Genomic DNA, 24,112 nt, shown 5'->3' on the forward strand with positions numbered 1-24,112 from the left:
GTATTATTTATCGTTTAATAAGTTTTTTAATTTATTCCAGCGAGGATCTATATTTTCCTCATTGTCATTATCTTCATTATTTCCTTTCGGACTTAATTCTTCCAGTTTATCGAGTACATCAGATTTTAATGTTCCATCTTCTATACCCGGATGAATTCTTTTATGCGGAACTGCCAACACGATGATCTCATACACATATTGTGCTATGTTAATCTCGTATTCTCCATGAGGCAATATTAATAACTCCTCATTTTCATCGTTAAATTCATCTCCAAAATTCACAACCAATCTCAAACTACCAGAAATTGGCATATCGAAAGGTTCGTTTGTGAGATCGCAATTAACGTTCACAGTTCCCGAAGTTTCAAAAAAAAGCTCCATCATAGTTGCTTTCTTATCTAACACCAAATCTACATGTAGATTTGCGTTATTGAAATCTTCGTATTCAAAATGTTCAAAGAACTCTTTACCAATCTCGTACTCAAAACCATGGCTTCCAATCTTTAGCCCTACAAATGGAATTGTATATGCCGCTAATTTCCTCATATTATCATCGTTTTCAAGCACCCGCCCTCGAGCTAAGGCAGGTGCAAAGATATAAAATATAATGAATTAACTATTCGTTATAAACAATATTTTGTTTATATCTTTTTCCCTAGTTTTTTCAGGGGGTTTCGAGTGATTTTTTGATATTCCTCTCTCGTTTTATATATTTCTAAGGCTTTAAAGACCGCTTCTTTAAATGAATTTATGTTCGCACAATCTTTACCGGCAATTTCAAAAGCTGTCCCATGATCTGGAGAGGTTCTAATCTTTCTTAAACCGGCAGTATAATTTACCCCTTCTCCAAAAGATAAGGTTTTAAATGGAATTAGACCTTGATCATGATAAGATGCGATCACAGCATCAAAATTCGCATGATTCTTTGAACCGAAAAAACTATCTGCTGCATAAGGGCCATATACCAAATGCCCTTTATCTCTAATTTTTTGAAGCGTAGGCTTTAATATTTCTTCATCTTCGTTACCTATTAATCCATTATCTCCACTATGAGGATTAATTCCTAATACTGCGATTTTTGGTTTGGAAACTCTAAAATCTTGCTTCAGGGTCTGGGTAATAGTGGCTATCTTCTTTTCAATCAATTCTGGAGTGATCACGTTTGCTATGTCCTTTAATGGAACATGATCTGTTAGCAAACCAACTTTTAAATTATCGGAGATCATGAACATCAAGCTATCTCCCTTTAATTGTTTCGCTAAATAATCGGTATGACCCGGAAACTTAAAATCTTCAGACTGAATTGTATTTTTATTAATTGGGGCTGTTACCAATACATCGATTTCATCGGCAACTAAAGCATTTGTTGCAGCTTCCAGAGATTTAAAGGCATATTTTCCACTTTCCGGATCTTCTTTTCCGAAGTTTATTTCTACATTTTCCTTCCAAATATTTACAACATTGATCTTTCCTTCAATTGCATCAGCAGCAGATTCTACTCCTTGAAAATTTAGAGAGAGTTTAAAATGTTTCTTATAAAAATTTAAAGTTTTAACAGAAGCAAAAATAATAGGGGTACAAAAATCCAGCATTCTAGAATCTTCAAAAGTTTTTAGAACTATTTCTCCACCAACACCATTAAGATCTCCAATACTGATTCCTAGTTTTATCTTTTGAACGGACTTCATAATTATTCCCCTTTTTTATTTATATTTTTACACCACAAATGTAACAATAATCTACAACCATGTTTACCGGAATCGTTGAAGAAGTAGGAGAAATACTTGAAATTAAGAAAGATAAAGGCAATCTCAATATTTATGTCGCTGCCTCTATGACCTCAGAATTAAAGATAGATCAGAGTGTAGCTCATAATGGGGTTTGTTTAACTGTAGTTGCTATTAATGATAATTCATATCTGGTCACAGCTATTCAAGAAACATTAGAGAAATCTAATTTAGGAAGTTTGAATGCGGGAGACCGCGTCAATTTAGAACGAGGAATGAAACTCGGAGCCCGTTTAGATGGACATCTTGTGCAAGGACATGTAGACCAAACTGCTGAATGTGTTGGTGTTAAAGAAGAAAATGGAAGCTGGGTCTTCACGTTTAATTATGATTCGGCCTTAGGGAATATTACTATAGAAAAGGGGTCTATTACCATAAATGGGGTTAGCCTTACTATTGTTAATTCTGGGATTCATCAGTTTAGTGTAGCCATTATACCTTATACCTATGAACACACCACTTTTAAAAATTTAAAAGATGGGGATACCGTTAATCTGGAATTTGATGTTATTGGGAAGTATGTAAAGCGTTTAACTCAAATGGGTTAAGACACTTTTTTAGATCTTAAATAATAGATCCCAAGCCCAAGTCCGGCAATTAGTAAATAAGGTAATTTAGAATCTATTGGTAAGCCTGGTGGCGGTGGTACACCTTGCCTGCATTCTCTAGCAGGTCTACAATCCCCCCTGCAAAATCGTTCTCCTGATTCGCAGTTTGGACCCTTTTGTTGCGCATTTGATTCCAAATTTATAGAGGATAAAACAATAAGGGCAATTACAAAAGAGCGTAAAAGATATTTGGACATTTTGAAATTTCTACATCCAATACTGTTAAAAAGTTTTATTCCGAATAAAAAAACCGCTCTTATTTCTAAGGCTATGTAGATCAAGGCTTTTCTCATCATAATTACGTGCAATTTACTTTATATATAAATCACTTAAAAACTTGTTACGCAATATTAACGTATTAATTCCCAACGAAGTTTCAAAAATTTAAAATTAATCGAATAAAAGAATCAAAATAACTTTTCCCTAAATTTTGAATAAGCATAATGAGATTAAGTCTAACACTATTTATTTGATCGGCTTATTTTGTAAGCCAACTATGAATTTTAATAAAATTTTTAGGGTTCTTAATCTATTCAAGCTTAAACAGATAAGTAGAATAAAGATACATATCTTAATTTCATTTCGAAAATTAATTTTAAACAGTATTTGGGCATAGAATTCAAGACTGATTAATGAGATTGCGACATAAAAAAAGCCCTACATCTCTGTAAGGCTTCTATTTTAGAGTGGTCCCACCTGGACACCTATGAATTTAATTTTATGATTTTCTAAACCACTGCAAACCACACGATAAGCCCCCCTATTTATAGGTTATTAGACGATATTGTATTTAAATTTTATTAAAATTAACCAAGTGGAATTAAGGTTAATTCAGATTTGGGCGGTACAAATTAGTATAAAAACATGAGTTCTCTAACTATCAGATTAAGACCAGGAATTGATAAATCACAAAAAATTTATATCCATTTCAACTACGGGAGAAAGAAACAGTTTAGATATTCAACTGGATTAAGAATATTTCCCATTGGAGTGAATCCGGTAATTCAATTAAAAATGTAAAAGCTGAACCCGACTCTAATATAAAAAATGAAGAACTAGGAAAATTAATGTCGTTTTCAAGAACTTTAATTAGTGATCTGGAAAAAAGTGAGCTCCCAATTGATAATAGAATACTTAAGCAAAGATTGGATCAATTTAGTAAAAATGGTGAGACATCTAAAAAAGTAATTTCTTTTACAGACTATTATGATTGGTTTATTGACTATTACACTATTAAACCCCGACCCAGAACTCAAAAACCTTTAGCAAAGAGCACACTTAAACCTCATAATAATTCTTTAAGGATCTTAAAAGATTTTGAGAAATCTATAAAGATAAAACTCACTTTTGAACACATAACCTTAAATTTTCATTCAGATTTTATTGACTATCTGCAAAGTGATAATTTTACTGAAAACTATATCGGAAGTCAAATCAAAAACATCAAGACGGTTATGAATGTTGCCTTCGAAAGAGGACACCATACTTGCATGGATTATCAAAAATCTGGTTTTACCAAGCCAAGAGAGGATGTAAACTATATATACTTGATTATGGAAGAAATTAAAGATATTAAGAAAATTGACTATTTGAAAAAGCCTCATTTAGATGTTGCCAGAGATTTGTTCGTTATAGCCGCAGTTACCGGTTTAATAGTTTCAGACTATAAAAGTCTTACCACATCTAACATTAAGCAGCATAATTCAATTAATTATTTAGAAGTTAAAACCCAGAAAACAGGCGAAATCGTACATATCCCGTTACATCCCTTTGTAACTGATATTTTAAATAAGAGAGATGGCGAGTTTCCAAAAATGATTGCTGAGCAGAAAATAAATGATGCCCTAAAGATTATAGGTAAAAAAGCTAAATTAAATGAAGAAATTATAATTGAGCGCACAAGAGGAGGAATACGTAAAGAAGAACCTTATAAAAAACATAAACTATTGACTAATCACACAGCTCGGAGAAGCTTCTGCACTAATGCTTATAAGGCAGACATGCCCGTTATAGACATTATGGCTATCAGTGGGCATACTTCTGAAAAGATCTTTTACAACTACATTAAAGCTTCTCCTATGGAACGTTTAGAAAAAATATCTAAGCATACTTTTTTCAATTAAGGATTATAAAAAATCTTATAAATAATATTTTTTCAATAAGCTTGGAAACATTAAATAGATGAAATTGCACCAAACATATCGACATCATAAACGCCACCCGATATCATTTGTTTATATGGGCTTTTTAGCCGAGGATGAGATTAGAAGCTCACAATATAATTTATACAAAAAGCATTGATTTTTGACGATGAAGTAAATGCTCAAAATTTATTGTAGATAAAGCCTTAAAAAGTGTTTCCACAATAAATTTGATGTTGCAGAAAAATGCAATTCGGTAGATTCGCGTTTGATTGCTGTTAAGAAGTATGAACCTGAATTGTTTTTTTGGACATTCAATTATCAAAATAAAAGCTTTGAATGCCTTAATTATTATAGGGATAAAAAATGAAGTCATATTTACCACCGCCTATAATCCAGATACTCCGACATTTAATTATTCCTCTATGTTTTATAGAAAGCAATAGGGTCAAATTGATCCTTATCAGTGAATTTTGTCGTGACATAAAGTTTTACGCCTTCTAATTTTATTGTATTGTTTTAAATAAAGATAAATATTAGCTTGGAATGATATTCTACTAACCTATATTTCATTTCTTAATTCCATTATGTGAATTTTATTATAAATTAAGAAAATGCCAAAAGTTTTACCTTTTAAAATACCAAAACCAGAATTAGATGCTCTTGTGTATCAGGAGGATCACGAGATTGTATTTTATAATCAACTCCATCAACATGAAGAAATTCAGATAAGCTATATAGTTCAGGGATCAGGATCATTAATAATAGGGGATAGTATTAATTACTATAAGGCTAATGATATACTTGTAATTGGGGAAAATATTCCCCACGTTTTTACAAGTGATCCTTCAGTTAGCCCGAAATCTATTATGTACACTTTATTTTTTACCAAAGATTCTTTTGGTAAGGATTTTTTTAATATCAGCGATTTAATTGAGTTGAGTTCGTTTTTTAACGAATCATTTTATGGGATGAAACTTTTATCTCATCAAAATATGATCATCGAGCACTTTCGTGAATTGAAAGATAAAAATCGGATTTTACGTATTGCTTCCCTTTTAAACATTTTAAACATTGTTATACAAGCAGAAAAAGAACAATTATCTTCTTTTATATATAGAAAGAAATATACAGATGCTGAGGGGAAAAGGATGAACGATGTGATTCAATATGCAATGGATCATTTTAATAGATCTATTTCCTTGGAAGATATTTCACAAAAGGCTAACATGAGCAAAAATGCATTTTGCCGATATTTTAAAAATCGAACTAATAAAACCTTTTTCCAATTCCTCATTGAAATTCGAATTCAAAATGCCTGTAAACTGCTTTATAAAGAAAAAGAGTTTCCAGTAGCTTTGATTTCAGAACTCTGTGGTTTTCAAAATATTGCAAATTTTAATAGAAAGTTCAAAGAACTGAAACATTTGACACCTACTCAATATAAATCTCGATTTTTAAATTGAAGTCAAAGAGGTAATTAAATAGTTCATGTTAAAATATTTATTAATCTTTTGTGTGTCAGGTTGAGACCCAAGAAAATATTTTTTTCATGGCAATAGTTCTCGATTGAGCTAGAACTGACTAAAGAACTATTTTTATAGTGTTAATAATCTATAAGTGAGATTTATAGAAGTATATGCTATTTACCACGGACCTCTATAAATTTTTATTCCTTTAATTTCACACTTATCCCAACTCTTGAGGTTTAATCTCACCTATTCCTAATTCTCCTTAAAGTTATCTTAAAATCTACTTTATATAAATAAAAGAAATTTTCAAAGAAAGTTGCTTATTTACTAGAGGGATATTATATGTCTTTTTAATTTTTGATATGCTACATTTTAGGGTAATATAATATCATTATGGGATAATTTGATGTTAATGGTTTCTTAAAACAATTTTCTAATTTTGGTTAAAATAATTATTGAGTATTTAAAACACATGTAATATGAACAAAAAACTATTTCTCTTATTTATTTTAGGGATACTTACCATTTCATCGGTGTATGCCCAAGAAATGACGATTACTGGTACAGTAACCGATGATACAGGCCTTCCTTTACCAGGAGTTAACATTGTGGTAAAAGGAACCTTAAAAGGAGTGCAATCTGACTTTGATGGGAATTATTCTATTGAAGCAGCTAAAGGTCAGGTGTTAGTGTTTTCTTTTATTGGTTTAAAAACCGCAGAATATATTATTGGCGGCATTAGTGTTATTGATGCAATGTTGGCAGCAAATGCTGCAGAGTTAGACGCCGTAGTTGTAACGGCCTTTGGAATTCAAAGGGAAAAAAATACGCTGCCTTATGCTGCCCAACAAATTGATGGAGATGAGGTAAACCAAACCAAAGTGGGCAATGTTGCCACGGGATTATCGGGGAAAATATCTGGTTTGCAAATTACTCAAGGGAATGCCGTAGGTGGATCTGTAAATGTGGTAATTAGAGGGGCAAAATCTTTAACAGGTAACAATCAAGCACTTTTTGTTGTTGACGGAGTTCCGATAGACAATTCTAATACAAACTCAGCCTCCCAACAAACAGGGGGTGGAGGATATGATTATGGAAATGCCGCTGCAGATATCAACCCCAATGACATAGAGTCTATTAATGTTCTAAAGGGAGCCGCTGCCAGTGCTTTATATGGTTCGAGAGCAGCAAATGGAGTGGTTATGATCACTACTAAAAAAGGGGGGAAAGGTTTAAATATTTCTATTAATAGTGCTATTATCGTTGGTAAAATTGATGAATCTACTTTTGTGACCTATCAAAAAGAATATGGAGCAGGTCGTTCTGCTGAGTACGGTAGAAATGGGTTCTTATTATCGGACGTTAATGGAGATGGGACAGAAGATCTAGTGGTTCCCACTTTTGCTCCTCGTTCTTGGGGTACACGATATGATGAAAACTTATTAGTTTATCATTGGGATGCATTTGACGCATCATCCCCCAATTTTCAAAAGCCTAAACCGTGGGTATACCCAAAAAATGGACCAGAGACTTTCTACGAAACCTCTGTGTCTACAAATAACAGTATCATTATAGATGGCAATATTGCGGACAAAGGTTCTGTTAAGTTTGGTTATACTAGAAATGATGAAAGAGGTACTGTGCCCAATAGTCAGGTTTTGAAGAACATAATTAGTCTTGATGCAAGCTATAACCTAAAAGAAAACTTAACCCTGTCTGCAATGGCTAATTATTCACAGGTTGATGGTAAAGGAAGATATGGAACTGGGTATGATAGTGGCCGAAATATAAATAGCACATTCAGACATTTCAATCAAACCAATGTTGATATCCAGGAACAAAAGGATGCTTATTTTAGAACGCGAAGAAACATAACCTGGAACTGGGCAGATCCTACTACAATGGAAGGAATAAGACCGGCATTTTCCAATAATGCTTACTGGACCATATATGAGAATTTTCAAGATGACCAGAGAAACAGGATTTTCGGAAATATCTCCCTTAACTATAAATTGACAGACTGGTTACAGTTGCTTGGCCGTGTTTCTGTAGATAATTATAATGAATTCCAACAACAGCGAGTGGCTGTAGGTAGTTCAGGAATCGCTTCATATTCCAGATTTGACAGAAGGTTTAATGAAACAAATTATGATTTTTTGGCAACGGTTAATAAAGAATTATCAGAAGATTTTGATTTAAGTGCGTTAGCAGGAATTAACATACGAAGAAATACTGTAAGTTCTACTTTTTCATCAACTTCAGGAGGTTTGGTAGTACCCAAATTATATGCGGTTTCAAATTCTTTAGGAACCATTCCCGCTCCAATAGAAACTTATCAACCCAAAGCCGTTGATGGTTATTTTGCAGGAGCTACCATAACCTACCAAGATTTCTTAACCTTAGATGGAACCTTTAGAAGAGATATATCTTCTACCCTTCCAAAAAATGCTAATGCTTATAACTATTACGCACTATCTGGAAGCTGGCTTTTCTCTCATCATTTAGAAGATGTGGAATGGATTTCATCTGGGAAGATTAGAGCCAATTATGCTACGGTGGGTAATGATGCGCCTTGGGGAAGTCTTAAAGATGTATATGACAAACCTAACCCATTTGGAAGCGGCTTATTATTTTCTTTGCCTGATACAAAAAACAACAGCAATTTGAAGCCTGAGATGACTGAGAGCAAGGAGATTGGATTAGAAATGGCATTTTTTAAAAATCGTTTTGGGTTTGACGGCTCCTACTATCATACAAACACTGTAGATCAAATAATACCAGTAGCAGCTTCCTTATCAACTGGATATTCAAGTAAATTCGTTAATGCAGGTAATATAGAAAATAAAGGAATAGAATTATCATTATTTGGCTCACCTGTTCGGAACCAAAATTTTTCCTGGAATGTTATTGTCAATTTTTCAAAAAACAAGAATAAAGTGCTTTCACTTTACGAAAATAGCACAAATCTTCAGCTAGCTTCTTTCCAGGGAGGAGTAAGTTTAAATGCATCTGTTGGTAGACCTTATGGAGAGTTGCAAGGTGGCGATTACGAGTACTTAAATGGGGAAAGAGTAGTTAAAGAAAATGGGTTATGGAAAGTATCCTCTACTACTTCTAATATTATAGGAAACATAAATCCAGAATGGATCGGTGGTATAAGTAACACTTTTAGATATAAAGACCTTTCGTTAAGTTTCTTAATTGATGTACGTAAAGGTGGCGATCTGTTTTCATTAGATATGTATTATGGAAGTGCTGCAGGACTTTATCCACGTACGGCTGGTTTGAACGAATTAGGAAATCCTGTTCGGGATGCCGTTGAAGATGGGGGAGGAGTTATTTTGCCAGGAGTAACAACAGATGGAAGTCCTAACGACAAAAGAGTAACTATAACATCTAATAACAGTTTTTATGAACCACAGTCAGAATTTGTTTATGATGCCAGTTACGTAAAACTAAGGGAGCTATCTTTATCTTATTCTGTACCAGAAAAATGGACTTCTAAGTATTTTAAGGATATTGATTTATCTATTATTGGAAGGAACCTTTGGATCATCCATAAAAATGTTCCTTATGCTGATCCTGAAGAAAATCTTTCTTCTGGTAATATTCAAGGATATCAAAGTGGTTCTTATCCTACAACCAGAACAATCGGTCTTAATGTTAATTTGAAAATATAATTATACGATTATGAAATATACATATATATTAATTATTCCGTTTATCTTATTATTCTCCTCTTGTACTAAGGATATTACAGATTTTAACGAAGAAACAAAAAGAGCAGCAGTAATTCCCCCAGGCCCTTTACTTACAAATGCAGTTAAAAATCTATCTGATGGTTTAGCCACTGCCAGTATAAATGTTAATATTTTTAGACATTTTGTGAAGCACTGGGGGCAGGCAGTTATCCAACAGGAAACTCAGTACGATTATATTACCAGAGCTGTCAATGAAAATTGGTGGAGCATTATGTACAAGGATGTTTTAAACGATCTAAAGGAATCTGCAAGAATAATCAACGAAGATGAATCACTTAGCCCAGGACAAAAAGCTAATCAACTCGCAATGGTAGATATCATGCAAGTTTACACCTATGATATTTTGATTAAGACTTTTGGGGACATTCCTTATACAGAAGCTCTTGATAATAATAATCTGTTTCCGGTATATGATGACGCTCAAACTGTTTATAATGATTTGCTTCGAAGGTTAGATGAAGATATTGCAAATCTGAACACTTCTGCCTCCGGCTTTTCAGCATCTGAGGATATTATTTATCAGGGAAATGTTTCCAACTGGATGGCTTTTGCAAATTCTTTAAAATTAAGAATGTCGATGACTTTAGCGGATGTTGACAGTGGAACCGCCAAAACAGCTTTTGAAGAAGCAAATGCGAACGCTATTAATTCAAAAGATCAAAACGGTTTTATTGAATATTACGATTCACCGCCAAACAACAATCCATTATATGATCAATTGGTATTAGCAGGAAGAACAGATTTCATCGCTTCAAAAGATCTTTTGGATAAGCTTGTAGAATTGGATGATCCCCGTTTACCAGGGTATTTCGGATTAAATGATAATGGTGAGTATTCCGGCGGAGTTGTTGGCCGTGCTACTAGTTATTCTGATAGTTCAAAACCTAGTGACCGTGTCGCCGCGCCTGATGCTCCGAATGTACTTATCGATTTGGCTGAAGTTGAATTTCTTCGCGCAGAAGCTGTAGAAAGAGGATATGATATACAGGGCTCTGCAGAAGAACATTATAACAACGCAATAATAGCTTCAATTATTTATTGGGGAGGAACTGCTGAAGAAGCACAAGAATATTTAAATCAACCTGAAGTGGCCTATTCTTCTGCAGCAGGAGATTATAAGCGAAAAATTGGTTTACAAAAATGGATAGCCTTATATAACCGTCCTTTTGAAGCTTGGACAGAGATGAGAAGACTGGATAATCCACAATTACCATTGGCAGAAAATGCAATTTCAGGTTTTCCAAATAGATTGAGATATCCTGGAAATGAACAACAACTAAATAATGCAAATTACATTGTTGCCGCGTCTAACATAGGTGGAGACGAGACAGAAACTAAGTTATTTTGGGATATTTTTTAATAAGAAAAAAATTTAAATGAAAATAAAACTTTTTACACTACTTGTCTTTCTGAGCATATCTACATATGCTCAGGATAGACTAACGGGAAGGAATTTTGCAACACGATCTGAAGTAATAGGCAAAAATGGGATGGTGGCGTCAAGTCAACCACTTGCGACTCAAATTGGTTTGGATATTTTAAAGAAGGGTGGCACTGCTGTAGATGCTGCAATAGCAGTAAATGCAGCTTTAGGATTAATGGAGCCAACTGGAAGTGGAGTTGGTGGTGACCTTTTTGCTATTGTATGGGATTCAAAAACGCAAAAGCTTTATGGATTAAATGCTAGTGGAAGATCTCCAAAGACATTAACTATGGAGTATTTTAAGAAAAATAATATTACAAAAATTCCGGCAACAGGTCCCCTTCCAGTAACAGTACCGGGTTGTGTTGATGGCTGGTTTGAATTGCACAATAAATTCGGAAAATTATCTATGGATGAAATTCTTTCTCCTACTATAAAGTATGCAGAAGAGGGTTTTCCTGTTACTGAACTTATTGCTTATTATTTAGAAGGTTCCGTTTCAAGATATATGAAGCAATTCCCTAACGTTGAAGAAACCTATACAAATAACGGAAAGATACCTGAAAAAGGCGATCTATTTAGGAACCCATTATTAGCTGAAACCTACAGAAAAATTGCCAAAGATGGTCGTGATGTGTTTTATAAGGGAGAGATTGCTAAAACTATCTCGAGTTTTATTAAGGAACAGGGAGGATTTCTTAGCTATGAAGATCTTGCTAATCACCATTCTGAATGGGTAGAACCTGTTTCCGCCAATTATAGAGGGTATGATGTTTGGGAACTTCCACCGAATGGGCAGGGGCTTGCAGCATTACAAATGCTCAATATTATTGGAGGTTTTGATTTTAGTGATATTCCATTTGGCAGTGCACAGCATTTGCATATTGTTAACGAAGCCAAAAAATTGGTTTTTGAAGACAGGGCCAAGTACTACGCAGATATGGATTTTGTGAAAGTGCCTGTACAACAAATGCTTTCAAAGGAATATGCAGATATAAGAAGAGAATTGATAAATCCAGATAAAGCGGGAACTTATCAGGCCGGAAAAGTAAAACATACGGGAACAGTATACCTGACCGTAGCGGATAAAGAAGGAAATATGGTATCACTGATACAAAGTAATTATAGAGGAATGGGTTCTGGAATGGTTCCTCCAAAATTGGGCTTTATGCTACAAGATAGAGGGGAGTTATTTGATCTACAAGAAGGAAAACCAAATTCATTCGCGCCGCAAAAACGTCCCTTTCACACCATAATACCAGCCTTTGTTACCAAAGATGGAAAACCTTATATGAGTTTTGGAGTAATGGGGGGAGATTTTCAACCTCAAGGCCACGTACAAATCTTAATGAATATTATAGATTTTGGTATGAATTTACAAGAAGCAGGAGATGCCCCCAGATTTGAACATATAGGATCATCTACCGTTACAGGCGAGCTTGCATTAGGTAAGGGTCAAATATTAATTGAAAGCGGTTTTGATTTTGAAGAAGTTCAAAAGTTAATGTATATGGGTCATGAAGTTGGTTTTGGAGGTTACTACGGAGGTTATCAGGCTATAATGCAAGATGCTGAAAAACAAGTGTTTTTTGGAGCTTCTGAATCCCGCAAAGATGGGCAAGCAACCGGGTATTAATTAAATTAAAAATAATCTTATGAAATATAAATTTCTAGTATCAATATTTGCTTTTATTTTAACTGTCAGTTTGTTTGGGCAGAATTATCCTACTCCGGTGGAAGGGGATTATGTAATTAGTGATTTCGAATTTGAAAGTGGTGAAGAATTAGAGAATTTAAACCTTCATTATACTACGCTGGGCAAACCGACCAAGGGTGAAGATGGAAAAGTAAATAATGCCATTTTAATTAAACATGGAACTACTGGAAGTGGAAAGGGTTTTTTAAGCTCTAAATTTGCGGGAAATCTTTTTGGTTCCGGGCAGACTCTGGATGCAACTAAATATTTTATAATCCTAACAGATGATATTGGACATGGCAAATCTAGTAAACCAAGTGATGGATTATTGATGGATTTCCCAAAATATAATTATGACGATATGGTTCTCGCAAATTATAAATTATTAACAGAGCATTTAAACGTAGATCATTTACGATTGGTAATGGGCACATCCATGGGCGGAATGCAATCTTGGGTTTGGGGATACACTTATCCAGATTTTATGGATGCTATAATGCCCTTAGCTAGTTTACCAGTAGAAATAGCCGGAAGAAATAGAATGCAAAGAGCATTGATTGTTAATCTTATAAAAATGGATCCTGAGTGGAAAAATGGAAATTATAAGGAGCAACCAAAGCTTGGTTTATCAGGTGCTGTTGGGCAACTAATGTTCATGGTAAGCAGTCCACTTCAGTGGCAGAAAAATGCTCCTACTAGAGAAGAATCAGAAAAAATGCTGGATAATTTAGTGGACAGATATGTGTCCATCATGGATGCGAATGACATGATGTATGCTTTTGAATCATCAAGATTTTATAATCCTGCCCCACATCTTTCTAAAATAAAAGCACCCTTAATTGCTGTGAATTCTGCTGATGATCAAGTGAACCCTCCGGAATTAGGTTTGATGGAGAAAGAAATTACCAAGGTGAAAAAAGGAAAATTCATCTTGTTGCCAATAACTGATGAAACCAGCGGACATGGAACTCATTCTGACCCTACCATTTGGGGAAAATATTTAGAAGAATTAATGTCCATTTCGGAATAAAAGTTAAGAATCACCATGATTAATTTATCTGTTAAAAGGTTTTTATTTTTTTAGGTTAGGTGTTAAGAAGCCTAAATTTGAATTGCCATTCGGCTGGAGCTTAGCTCTAGCCGTTTTTTTATATCTGAATAAGACTACTTGAGACCGTTGCAAAATTCAATAAATTACTGCAATCCATTTTTTAGATGGATTTCCGATTGTTTTTTATCAAGAACTGTGGTTTTTACTTCGTTTTTTTGTCTTTAGAATTCATTTTCTTACTGTTTTTCTCTTATTTTTTACCATTGGACGCAATTATCCTTGGACTTCGATACAAATTATAGCACATGGCCTCCATCAGGTTTTGGGTATGCATTTTTTCCATTCCCCGGTATCTTGCCAATCCTCCGCTGAACCATCTTTTTATCCCGCCAAATGTCCGCTCTACCTTGAACCTTGTTTTACCGATCAATTTATTGAACTTCTTCTCCCAATAGGTCAATGGTTTATTCTTTTTTGCCTTTTTTAGAATATGATTTTTCAGATTCCTTTTTTTCAACAGCTCCATGTTTTTCTTCGATTGATAGCCTTTGTCGGCTTTTAATGGAATATCTTTTGGCAAATCTACGTTCACTGTTTCCAGCACTTCTTCTAAATTGGCTATCTCGTTTTTACTTGCCGTGGTGGTCAATACTCCCAAGACAAGTCCTTCTTGATCTGTAACGTGATGTTTTTTAAACCCAAAATGATATTTCCCTCTTTTCTTTAGCCAGGTACCATCTTTATCTACACTCTCGGCATACTCTTTTTGTACTGCTACCTCTTGGTCCGAGCGATCTTCGGTTACCTTGTGATTGGTCTTTCCTTTTGGTCGAAGTGGCGTGTCTATGACACTGGCATCCACTATAATTCCTTTTTTGACAATGATCTTGTGAGCCTCAAGCTGGTCATTGATCGAACCGAAGAGCTTCTCAAAGGTCTTGGTTTTGGTTAGTGCGGTTCTAAATCTGCTTAAGGTACTATGGTCGGGTGCAACTTCATCTATGTGCATTCCACAAAAATAACTGAATGAGATACTATCGTTCAATCGATCTTCTACTTCATAATCGCTCAATCCGTACCAACTTTGCAAAAGACACATTTTAAATAACAACAGGCCGTTATAGGAAGGTTTGCCTACAGCACTTTTTCCTTTGGAATAATCGGTATCTATTAGTTTTTCGATTGTGTCCCAATCGATCAGCGCATTTATTTGATTAAAAAATGTTGTTTTTATCTTTCTTGCTCTCAAATCGCAAACTGTGTCTGCCAATGTGGGTTGTTTCTGTAATTTCATACATTAAAAATAAGACTTAACCAGTTAAATATCAAGTGATTAAATTGTTTTTATACTCCGATTTTAAACAATTTATTCCTTGAAACGATCTTAAATGATGCTTTAAAAAAAATAGGTAAAAAAGCGAAACTCAAATCGGAAGTTATTATCGAAAGAACTACAGGAGGAGTTTTAAGGGACTATCTCATAAAGTGTGTAAGTTAAAAAATGATTCTATTGGTTGGCGCACGGTGGATACCGACTTAGAAAACAGATCATTGGCGGCCCTGTCGAACTTCTTTTCCTAGTCGCTTTGCCCCTTTACCTCTTTTACTGGAGTGTACATTGTTCAGTATTTTTTACCTTTTAGTTTGTGGAAAAAATCCTTGTCCGAGTATATTTTATTGCCAAAAAAATGCCTGTTGGCAATGCCCGACCACGAATTCTTGAAAACGTTTAGCTCGTTTTCACAGGCTGGTGTGATGAGCAATTGCTCTGGAAAAGGCAACTTTCCTGCTCGTCGAAACCCCAGGGCATGTAGCTTTAAGCGATGGTACCACATGTTTTTTGTGGAACAATAACTTTTGTCAACAAGTTCCCTTGCCACACGTGGGGTTCGTTTTCCCGAACAGGTGACAACGGGCATCGAATCCAATAGGCTTTGTGCCGAAGAACAGTCCGAAGGCCTGAAATCCGAGATCAAAGAATTCCCCAGTTGGCCAAATGCCCCGGATAGCCTCTTTATCCTGTTGTTAAATGCCGCATAGGAACCAAGTTCGGGAAATCGTCATTATTTATTGGTCTGTCAGTTTTGGTTCGTCGTTGTTGCTGCTGAACCTTTGGCAATGGTATTTCAAATCTTCATTGTACCTTTCACAGATATAAAAGTAAATTTTCACTAGTTTTAGACTTTTAGCATCGGAGATCATATCTTATGATTGTGTGATTATAATCATATTACATACTGATTTCCAGTCTTTTAATCTAATATTTTAAGCCTTATCTCTCTGGTTTTTAGAGAAGTATATCAGCAATTTTTTATTGATAACCAACCCTTGATTCGCATTATTAATTCAAACCTCTAAGAACGAACTGATACTTGAATAGAAATAAAGCCTAAAAAGCCACAGATTTAATAGTAGATCCGTGGCTTTTTAGGCTTTATTAGTTCTTTTTTAGCGAATGCCTAAAATTGAAAATTCAATCCAAGATATGCTCCAAAAGGATGACCGGGTCTTAATCCAGATGGTACTCTTGCTACTGCATATTCATTATCCAGGGCATTTATCACATTTCCTGTAAAGCTTAAGTAGGAGGCAAGATGATAATTTGCTGCAACATCTATGATGAAATTGGAATCTACACGCTCGTTATTAGAGATGTCACCGCTTCCGGCCATAGTTCTAAATTCTCCCATATATCTTCCGTTTAAATTCACACTAAATTTAGAATGCTCCAATCCAATTCCAACATTGAACTGATGATTTGGGATATAGGGCATTTCATCCCCTGCATTAATTTCTCCCCAAATCCCCTCGCCACTTGCAAAGCTGTTTTGGAACTCTGTATTCGTATAAGTGTAGGAGAAATTCAGTGGTAATCTAAACTGGCTGCTTCTTTTTTCCAGAAGATCGTAATTCAAAAGGAATTCAATTCCTTTAACCTCTACTTCTCCTGCGTTGAACTGTTCCAAAGTCCCTGTTCCGCCGGTTGCTGCCAGGTCACTTCCCAAAAGGTTGCTGTAATCATTATAAAAACCTACCAGTTCTCCTTGTAAACCAGCAACATTAAATCTGGAACCAAGTTCATAATTTATACTCTCTTCAGGGTCTTCGCCCGTGCTGTTTCCCGGTGGGGAAAAACCTTTATGAACCCCTCCAAATAAAGATACTCTGTTGTCAAACTTGTAGTTGAATCCTACACCAGGGATAAATATATCCACTTTATTCTCTTTGGTTTTTAAATCTGTTCCCGAACGGGTCACATCATTTTTCCCAAAATCTTCCTGAGCTAAAGTGATATTTTCATAGCGTATTCCTGGAGTGAACGTCCAGTTATTAAATTTGATTCTATACATAGCAAAAGTAGCAAGGGCTTTAGCATTGCTTATCCTGTTAGCATCTGTTCCGGGAGTTCCAGCAGTGGTTAAATTCATAACTCCATTGTTGATATTGTAAGCATCTACCCACTGGAAACGGTCTTCCTCATCATAATGATATCTCAAACCAACCTCGATATCGTGAAATACATTTTCGGTAGTCCAGTGGTAGTCCAATTTGGTTTGGACACCTTTAGAAACGTATTCTCTGTTGTTATTTTTTACATTCAAGGCATTTGCTCCAGAATTGATTCTCCCTGTAACTATGCCAAAGGCCTCCGGGAAATTTGATGGATTATCAAGAAGGTTGGAAATGCCCACCTTTCCTTCTGCAGAAACAACATCGTTTAATTTATACCAGTTTCGGCTAAATTCATTGAGATATCCGGTTGTGGTTATTCTGAAATAATCACTGAAACTCAGGGTATGAGTAGCCATAAGTTGAAGGTGATCTGCATTCATTTGATCTTTTTGTGAACCAGAATACCTTCTGAAGGGGTTTTCATTGAAATCATTTTCGGTTAAACCCAAATAAGTTTCATCAGAGGTTTCATCAGAATATTGAAATTTCAAATCAAGGGCTTGTCCAACCTTAGCATCAGGATTTGTATTTACCCTAAATTTTGCAACGATATCGTCTTTATTAAATCCAGTATCCCCGCCGGAATCCAGGTCCTTAAACCCATCAGATCGATAATTTTGATATTCTACAAGATACCCTATATTTTTATGTGAATTCCCGGCTTTTGCATGCAGGTTAGAGGTATTAAAACTTCCATAATTAGCAAACAAAGAGCCGGAGAAATCTGTAGGGATTTGTGAGGAAATAAAATTGATAGCTCCTCCGGTGGTATTAGGGCCATACTGAATCTGGCTGCTCCCCTTTAGAATCTCTACGGCTTCCATTCTGGCTATAGAAGGGAAATAATAGGCCGCTGGAGCACTATATGGTGCCGGCGCGATTAAAACCCCGTCTTCCATCAAGGTAATTTTCGAACTGCGTTCAGGAGATGTTCCTCTTAAACTAATGTTGGGGCGTAGTCCAAACCCATCCTCTTCATAAAAATTTACCCCGGGAACCTGGCCCAGGACGCGATTTATATTTGTATACCGGTGTTCTTTTAGTTCTTCCGAAGAAAGGTAATATGCAGAACCGGTTCGATTTTCTACTTCAAATTTACTTCCTAGAAGAACTTTTGCTGAAATAATAACCTCATTTAAGGTTTCTACAGAATCTTTAGATTTTTTAACTTTTTGTTCTTGTGCCTGAAAAGTAATTGATGCCATCCCTAAAATGGCAACGAATAAACATCGTCTCATCTTTATATAATTAAGGTTTCTAATTTAGATTGATTTTAGATAACGGCGCAAAAGTAAATCGCTTTTATGTTTCAGGCAAGCTTATTTAGACTTAATTTAAATAAAAAATGAAACTATTTCATTATTAATTCTTTACAGTTAGAATTTATGTTTTGTTGAGTGCGATTGGGTTAAAGCATCTTATTCCTTTTTTTTTATATCCGTTTAATGTCCACTGGCTGTAATACTTGCTATTACCATTCTATCAAATATACGATCATCAAAATACCTCCTATTGAGTTTATAAACGAACTCATTGAGGTATAGCTGCAAGTATTTTTTCTTGATCTTATGATATGTACCCACAATCCTTTTGTTGACCTGACCTTGCTTGCCCTTTGAAAATCTGTTTTTGCGATCAACCAGTTGAAAAATGATTCTATTGGTTGGCGCAAGGCGGATACCGACCTCGAAAACAGATCATTGGCTGCCCTGGAGAACTTCTTTTCCTAGTCGCTTTGCCCCTTTACCTCTTTTACTGGAGTGTACATTGTTCAGTTTATTTATCTTTTCAGTTTGTGCAAAAAATCCTTGTCCGAGTATATTTTATTGCCAAAAAAATGCCTGTTGGCAATGCCCGACCACGAATTCTTGAAAACGTTTAGCTCGTTTTCACAGGCTGGTGTGATGAGCAATTGCTCTGGAAAAGGCAACTTTCCTGCTCGTCGAAACCCCAGGGCATGTAGCTTTAAGCGATGGTACCACATGTTTTTTGTGGAACAATAACTTTTATCAACAAGTTCCCTTGCCACACGTGGGGTTCGTTTTCCCGAACAGGTGACAACGGGCATCGAATCCATTAGGCTTTGTGCCGAAGAACAGTCCGAAGGCCTGAAATCCGAGATCAAAGAATTCCCCAGTTGGCTAAATGCCCCGGATAGCCTCTTTATCCTGTTGTTGAATGCCGCATATGAACCAAGTCGGGAAATCGTCATTATTTATTGGTCTGTCAGTTTTGGTTCGTCGTTGTTGCTGCTGAACCTTTGGCAACGGTATTTCAAATCTTCATTGTACCTTTCACAGATATAAAAGTAAATTTTCATTAGTTTTAGACTTTTAGCCTCGGAGATCATATCTTATGATCGTGTGATTATAATCATATTAAATACTGATTTCCAGTCTTTTAATCTAATATTTTAAGCCTTATCCCTCTGGTTTTTAGAGAAATATATCAGCATTTTTTTGTTGATAATCAACCCTTGATTCGCATTATTAACATCGGAAGCCCCAATTGGAGAGTATTATTTTATTCTAAATAAAACAGATTATTGTCTAAATCAAAGATTATTTGGAATTAGAGCTGATCCAAAAATATTATTACCAGAGTTACTTTATTGTTTTTTTTCATCAAATGTGTTCAAAACCAACTGTTAGGAAGAGGTTCTGGTTCAACTGTACAAGGAATAAAGCAATCAGAACTTCGTAAACTAAATCATTGTCGTCCGACAAAAGATATAAGATCGCTGCGCTGCTAGATTCAAGACGTAAGACTTTATCCAACTAATTGAAAATCAATATTTTAATCTGTGTAAATTTTTGAAAAAGGAAAAAATAATTCTGTGTTCCAATAGCAAGCTCCTAAACATTGAAAACAGTCTTAATCCTCGTTACTTCTAGCCTCACCGAAATCCTGAATTTTTTTACCGGACAAAACTAAATATTATAATCCCAAATATGGATAATCAAATAAACGTAGCAAAAAGTTTATTTGGATGGCGACTGGCGGATTGATGAATCTTAAATATGATCTTCTGAAACCCTGGGCCAATCGAAAAGTAATTTTATTCCCGGATGCAGGATGTTTCAAACTTTGGAATGATAAAGTTAAAGACCTGCCTAAAAACATACATTTCATGATTTCAGATCTTGTAAAAATAAGTCAACTGACGAAGAAAAGGAAGAAGGCTGGGATATAGCAGATTATATCTTGCCTATTTGGCTAAGTAGAAACTAAATTTAGGGCGGTACAACGGGCGGTACAAATCTTAATAAAAAATCCGTAAAACGCTTATATATTGCGTTTTACGGATCGTGCATGTGGTCCCACCTGGACTCGAACCAGGGACCACCTGATTATGAGTCAGGTGCTCTAACCAGCTGAGCTATAGGACCGGCTCAATAGGTGTAATGAGGGCGCAAATTTATGTAATTGCTTTTTAGTGAACAAGCATTTTTTAAAGAATGTTTTCCGGCTTTCTTCCCTAAAAACACTAATACATTTATTTTCAGCATCAAAATCGAAAAATTAGATCTTATTTTTCGATATTAATGGACTATTTGGTAACTTTTTCTTGACACAATTCCACCAGAACTCCGTTAGCAGATTTTGGATGCATAAACGCAACTAACTTATTGTCGGCTCCAGGTTTCGGGAAATCATTCAGTAAGACAAAGCCTTCTCCTTTTAAACGTTCAATTTCAGATTGAATATCTTCTACATTAAATGCGAGATGATGAACCCCTTCTCCCCGCTTCTCCAGGAATTTAGCAATAGGACTCTCTGGGTTTGTAGCTGCCAGTAATTCAATTTTGCTGTCTCCTACTTTAAAAAAAGAAGTATCTACTCCTTCGCTTTCTACTTTTTCTGTTTTATAACTGGCTACTCCTAGAATCGCTTTGTACGTTTTATTGGCCTCCTCTAAATTTTTAACCGCAATACCAATATGTTCTATCTTATTCATTCTTTATTTTATTTTCTAATTATGTTGCGGATCTGGTATAAAAACTGGTTGATCCGCCTTTTGGTTTTTCGTAACTTCTTTCAGTTTTCCGATTATAAAAATACTATAATCTTTAAATATGGTACTTTTGCAAGATGGAAACAAATAGACAAAAAAAAATAGGTGGGGTTTTGCAACAGGATTTAGCTGAAATCCTTCAAAATCACTTGAGAGATTCTGGGGTAACGGGTATTTTGATCTCGGTTTCTAAAGTAAAAGTAACTACAGATCTTTCTATAGCAAAAGCATATTTGAGCGTTTTTCCTTCAAAAAATGGAGAAGCGATCCTAAATGATCTTAATGAAATAAAATATAAAATTAAGCATGAGCTGGCACAACGAACTAAAAATCAGTTACGCAGAATGCCAGATCTAACATTTTATGTAGATGATTCCTTAGAATATATAGACCAGATTGAAAAATCCATGAAAGGGGAAGATAATCCCATTTCTAAACCGGATCTTTTAGACAAAAGGAAAAAATCTTAATTTGAATTTCCCCTTTTATATTGCAAAGCGGTATTTGTTCACCAAAAGTTCGAATAATGCCATAAATATAATTACCATAATTGCTGCAATAGGGGTTTTTGCGGGTGCCTTTTCATTATTCATAGTGCTTTCCGGTTTTTCAGGGCTAAAAGATTTTAGCCTTTCTTTTACTAATGAATTTGATCCCGACCTTAAAATACTTCCAGAAAGTGGAAAAAACTTTAACTTTTCTGAAACTGAAAAAGGAAAGTTATTAGCTATTGATGGAATTCAAGCTGCTTCAGAAATAGTTGAAGAAAGAGTATTTCTTGATTACAAATCTAAAAATCACACTGCTTTTATTAAAGGGGTTGATGCAAATTATAGAAAAGTAAACTCCATTGACAGCACTATTGTTTTTGGTACCTGGTTAACACAAAGTGAATTCCAAGTAGTTGCTGGAAATGGAATATCCAGGCTACTCTCCTTAAACACCTTCGATTATAACAATCTTTTGGACATCATGGTGCCGCGACCCGGGAAAGGCCAAATCACTAATGCCTCTCAAGCTTTTAACAAAGAGAGTGTAATAGTTACCGGGATCTATAGCGTAAATGAAGAGTTAGATAGTAAATATGTTTTTACCAATATTCAGTTTGCCCGAGATTTACTGCAAATAGAGGAAGGACAGGTTTCTGCAATAGAGCTAAAGGTAGATCCAAGTGTAGATCTGGAAGTAATTCGAAATGAAATTGGAGGAATTTTCGATAATAAAGTGATTATAAAGGATCGAGCGCAGCTAAATGAAACGCTTTATAAAATGCTAAATACCGAAAATCTTGCGGTATATCTCATTTTTACCTTAGTATTAATCATTGCGTTATTTAATGTAATAGGATCTATAATCATGGTGATCCTGGATAAGCGAGAGAATATTAAAACACTTCATAACCTTGGGGCTACCAAAACATCTATAAGGAATATCTTCTTTTTGCAAGGTTCTTTAATGACTATCGTTGGCGGACTGCTAGGTTTATTTTTTGGATTAATCCTGATCTATCTGCAGCTACAGTACAATTTTGTAATGATAACTCCCAGCCTGCCTTACCCAGTAAAGATCAAAGCTGAAAATATTATCCTGGTATTTTTAACCATTAGTGTTTTAGGGATCTCTGCTTCTTATATAGCAGCTAGTAGAAGTAAAAGTGCACTAAACTCTTAAGCAAATTCGAAGCCGGAGAATTCTCTTTCTACCTCATTAAATGCCTCAAAAACATCTACAGAATGATCACTAGTCACCATTTTCATTCGGTATTCCTTGAAATGTGGAATCCCTTTGAAATAATTGGTATAGTGTCTACGGGTTTCAAAAACACCTAATTTTTCGCCTTTCCAGTCAATCGCCATTTGCAAATGACGTCTTGCTGCATCTACACGTTCTTCCAAGGTTGGAGGTCCTAAATGTTGACCTGTTTCGAAGAAATGTTTCACTTCCCTGAAGAACCACGGATAGCCAATACTAGCTCTCCCAATCATCGCACCATCTAAACCGTATTTATCGCGCATTTCCATCGCTTTTTCTGGCGTATCCACGTCTCCGTTGCCAAATACAGGAATGTGCATTCTTGGGTTCTCCTTTACTCTAGAGATTGGAGCCCAATCGGCATTTCCTTTATACATCTGAACTCTGGTTCGTCCGTGAATTGAAATAGCCGCGCAACCTACATCTTGTAAGCGTTCAGCAACTTCAACTATCTTGATAGAATCGGTATCCCAACCTAATCTGGTCTTGACTGTAACAGGTAAATTCGTATGTTCTACCATGGCTTTGGTCAAAGAAACCATAAGATCTATATCTTTTAAAATACCCGCGCCTGCTCCTTTTGAAACTACCTTTTTTACGGGACAGCCAAAGTTGATATCTATAATATCTGGGCCAGATTTTTCAACTATTTCTATAGATTGTAGCATAGATTCCAAGTTAGCACCAAAGATCTGGATACCAACAGGACGCTCTTTTTCGTAGATATCTAACTTCATCATACTCTTCGCTGCATCACGAATAAGTCCTTCCGAAGAAATAAATTCTGTATATACCACATCTGCTCCTTGCTCCTTGCAGAGCGCACGAAAAGGTGGGTCACTCACATCTTCCATTGGTGCAAGCAACAACGGAAACTCTCCTACATCTATATTTCCAATTTTGGCCACTACTTTTTATTTAAGTGCTGCAAAATTAAGAAATTAGATCGAGTT

At 35.4% G+C, this 24,112-nt stretch carries 17 protein-coding genes, 1 tRNA gene and 1 pseudogene; 10 read left to right on the plus strand and 9 right to left on the minus strand.

Annotated features, from left to right (window positions below; genetic code table 11):
• Positions 1-3: 3 nt before the first annotated feature.
• Together H033_RS0101905 and pdxA are read right to left on the minus strand one after the other, a co-directional pair.
• Entirely contained in the window at positions 4-546 is a 543-nt protein-coding gene (locus tag H033_RS0101905; RefSeq protein ID WP_026836820.1) for a YceD family protein, read from the minus strand.
• 95 nt (positions 547-641) lie between these two features.
• Positions 642-1,688 (minus strand): 4-hydroxythreonine-4-phosphate dehydrogenase PdxA, encoded by a 1,047-nt coding sequence (gene pdxA, locus H033_RS0101910; protein WP_026836821.1) that lies wholly within the window; start codon positions 1,686-1,688, stop codon positions 642-644.
• 59 nt (positions 1,689-1,747) lie between these two features.
• Here pdxA and H033_RS0101915 point away from each other — a divergent pair, with 59 nt between their 5' ends.
• A complete protein-coding gene (locus H033_RS0101915) occupies positions 1,748-2,335 on the plus strand; it encodes a riboflavin synthase (protein ID WP_026836822.1) in 588 nt (195 codons plus the stop codon).
• Here the strand turns inward: H033_RS0101915 and H033_RS0101920 are convergent.
• Entirely contained in the window at positions 2,332-2,691 is a 360-nt protein-coding gene (locus H033_RS0101920) for a hypothetical protein (protein WP_026836823.1), read from the minus strand. The two genes, H033_RS0101915 and H033_RS0101920, sit on opposite strands and share 4 nt — an antisense overlap.
• 771 nt (positions 2,692-3,462) lie before the next feature.
• Here H033_RS0101920 and H033_RS0101930 point away from each other — a divergent pair.
• From H033_RS0101930 to H033_RS0101960, 6 genes are all read left to right on the plus strand, one after another.
• Positions 3,463-4,518 carry a site-specific integrase gene (locus H033_RS0101930; RefSeq protein ID WP_026836824.1) on the plus strand — a complete coding sequence of 352 codons (1,056 nt, stop codon included), beginning with the start codon at positions 3,463-3,465 and terminating at the stop codon, positions 4,516-4,518.
• Positions 4,519-5,150: 632 nt separating this feature from the next.
• Positions 5,151-6,002, plus strand: coding sequence for an AraC family transcriptional regulator (locus H033_RS0101940; protein ID WP_034886006.1), 852 nt, complete (start codon positions 5,151-5,153; stop codon positions 6,000-6,002).
• A gap of 485 nt (positions 6,003-6,487) precedes the next feature.
• Positions 6,488-9,688 (plus strand): SusC/RagA family TonB-linked outer membrane protein, encoded by a 3,201-nt coding sequence (locus H033_RS0101945; RefSeq protein ID WP_026836826.1) that lies wholly within the window; start codon positions 6,488-6,490, stop codon positions 9,686-9,688.
• Positions 9,689-9,698: 10 nt separating this feature from the next.
• Entirely contained in the window at positions 9,699-11,129 is a 1,431-nt protein-coding gene (locus tag H033_RS0101950) for a SusD/RagB family nutrient-binding outer membrane lipoprotein (protein WP_026836827.1), read from the plus strand.
• Between the two features lie 16 nt (positions 11,130-11,145).
• Positions 11,146-12,828, plus strand: a complete 1,683-nt coding sequence (ggt, locus tag H033_RS0101955; RefSeq protein WP_026836828.1) for a gamma-glutamyltransferase — start codon at positions 11,146-11,148, stop codon at positions 12,826-12,828.
• 19 nt (positions 12,829-12,847) lie between these two features.
• On the plus strand, positions 12,848-13,918 hold the full coding sequence (locus tag H033_RS0101960) for an alpha/beta fold hydrolase (RefSeq protein ID WP_026836829.1): 1,071 nt from the start codon (positions 12,848-12,850) through the stop codon (positions 13,916-13,918).
• 271 nt (positions 13,919-14,189) lie between these two features.
• On the opposite strand, the gene H033_RS0101965 is transcribed toward H033_RS0101960, so the two are convergent.
• The 3 genes and pseudogenes from H033_RS0101965 to H033_RS21130 all read right to left on the minus strand — a co-directional run.
• Positions 14,190-15,233, minus strand: a complete 1,044-nt coding sequence (locus H033_RS0101965) for an IS5 family transposase (protein ID WP_026836830.1) — start codon at positions 15,231-15,233, stop codon at positions 14,190-14,192.
• Positions 15,234-16,398: 1,165 nt separating this feature from the next.
• Entirely contained in the window at positions 16,399-18,630 is a 2,232-nt protein-coding gene (locus H033_RS0101975) for a TonB-dependent receptor family protein (RefSeq protein ID WP_026836832.1), read from the minus strand.
• Positions 18,631-18,834: 204 nt separating this feature from the next.
• Positions 18,835-18,984: pseudogene (locus tag H033_RS21130) on the minus strand (transposase); the annotation flags it as partial.
• Positions 18,985-20,375: 1,391 nt separating this feature from the next.
• On the opposite strand from H033_RS21130, the gene H033_RS22430 reads away from it, so the two are divergent.
• Positions 20,376-20,585: a hypothetical protein gene (locus H033_RS22430; protein WP_410503514.1), complete on the plus strand. Its 210-nt coding sequence runs from the start codon at positions 20,376-20,378 to the stop codon at positions 20,583-20,585.
• 122 nt (positions 20,586-20,707) lie between these two features.
• Here the strand turns inward: H033_RS22430 and H033_RS0101985 are convergent.
• Together H033_RS0101985 and mce are read right to left on the minus strand one after the other, a co-directional pair.
• Positions 20,708-20,781 (minus strand) — tRNA-Ile (locus H033_RS0101985).
• 161 nt (positions 20,782-20,942) lie between these two features.
• Complete coding sequence (gene mce / locus H033_RS0101990) at positions 20,943-21,350, minus strand: methylmalonyl-CoA epimerase (RefSeq protein WP_026836834.1); 408 nt, start codon at positions 21,348-21,350, stop codon at positions 20,943-20,945.
• 134 nt (positions 21,351-21,484) lie between these two features.
• Here mce and rbfA point away from each other — a divergent pair, with 134 nt between their 5' ends.
• Positions 21,485-21,877, plus strand: a complete 393-nt coding sequence (rbfA, locus tag H033_RS0101995; protein ID WP_026836835.1) for a 30S ribosome-binding factor RbfA — start codon at positions 21,485-21,487, stop codon at positions 21,875-21,877.
• A 1-nt stretch (position 21,878) separates the two neighbouring features.
• On the plus strand, positions 21,879-23,078 hold the full coding sequence (locus tag H033_RS0102000; RefSeq protein ID WP_026836836.1) for an ABC transporter permease: 1,200 nt from the start codon (positions 21,879-21,881) through the stop codon (positions 23,076-23,078).
• Here the strand turns inward: H033_RS0102000 and dusB are convergent.
• Positions 23,075-24,067 carry a tRNA dihydrouridine synthase DusB gene (dusB, locus tag H033_RS0102005; RefSeq protein WP_026836837.1) on the minus strand — a complete coding sequence of 331 codons (993 nt, stop codon included), beginning with the start codon at positions 24,065-24,067 and terminating at the stop codon, positions 23,075-23,077. The two genes, H033_RS0102000 and dusB, sit on opposite strands and share 4 nt — an antisense overlap.
• Between the last annotated feature and the right edge of the window lie 45 nt (positions 24,068-24,112).

It is taken from the genome of Gillisia sp. JM1, from assembly GCF_000424645.1.
Lineage (GTDB): Bacteria > Bacteroidota > Bacteroidia > Flavobacteriales > Flavobacteriaceae > Gillisia.

What these genes read in the sequence shown, in the direction of transcription:
- rbfA (WP_026836835.1), top strand. Translation starts at nt 21,485, where the DNA reads ATGGAAACAAATAGACAAAAAAAAATAGGTGGGGTTTTGCAACAGGAT.
- ggt (WP_026836828.1), top strand. Translation starts at nt 11,146, where the DNA reads ATGAAAATAAAACTTTTTACACTACTTGTCTTTCTGAGCATATCTACA.
- mce (WP_026836834.1), bottom strand. Translation starts at nt 21,350, where the DNA reads ATGAATAAGATAGAACATATTGGTATTGCGGTTAAAAATTTAGAGGAG.
- H033_RS0101940 (WP_034886006.1), top strand. Translation starts at nt 5,151, where the DNA reads ATGCCAAAAGTTTTACCTTTTAAAATACCAAAACCAGAATTAGATGCT.
- H033_RS0101965 (WP_026836830.1), bottom strand. Translation starts at nt 15,233, where the DNA reads ATGAAATTACAGAAACAACCCACATTGGCAGACACAGTTTGCGATTTG.
- pdxA (WP_026836821.1), bottom strand. Translation starts at nt 1,688, where the DNA reads ATGAAGTCCGTTCAAAAGATAAAACTAGGAATCAGTATTGGAGATCTT.
- H033_RS0101975 (WP_026836832.1), bottom strand. Translation starts at nt 18,630, where the DNA reads ATGAGACGATGTTTATTCGTTGCCATTTTAGGGATGGCATCAATTACT.
- H033_RS0101950 (WP_026836827.1), top strand. Translation starts at nt 9,699, where the DNA reads ATGAAATATACATATATATTAATTATTCCGTTTATCTTATTATTCTCC.
- H033_RS0101945 (WP_026836826.1), top strand. Translation starts at nt 6,488, where the DNA reads ATGAACAAAAAACTATTTCTCTTATTTATTTTAGGGATACTTACCATT.
- H033_RS0101915 (WP_026836822.1), top strand. Translation starts at nt 1,748, where the DNA reads ATGTTTACCGGAATCGTTGAAGAAGTAGGAGAAATACTTGAAATTAAG.
- H033_RS0101905 (WP_026836820.1), bottom strand. Translation starts at nt 546, where the DNA reads ATGAGGAAATTAGCGGCATATACAATTCCATTTGTAGGGCTAAAGATT.
- H033_RS0101920 (WP_026836823.1), bottom strand. Translation starts at nt 2,691, where the DNA reads ATGATGAGAAAAGCCTTGATCTACATAGCCTTAGAAATAAGAGCGGTT.
- H033_RS0101960 (WP_026836829.1), top strand. Translation starts at nt 12,848, where the DNA reads ATGAAATATAAATTTCTAGTATCAATATTTGCTTTTATTTTAACTGTC.
- H033_RS0101930 (WP_026836824.1), top strand. Translation starts at nt 3,463, where the DNA reads ATGTCGTTTTCAAGAACTTTAATTAGTGATCTGGAAAAAAGTGAGCTC.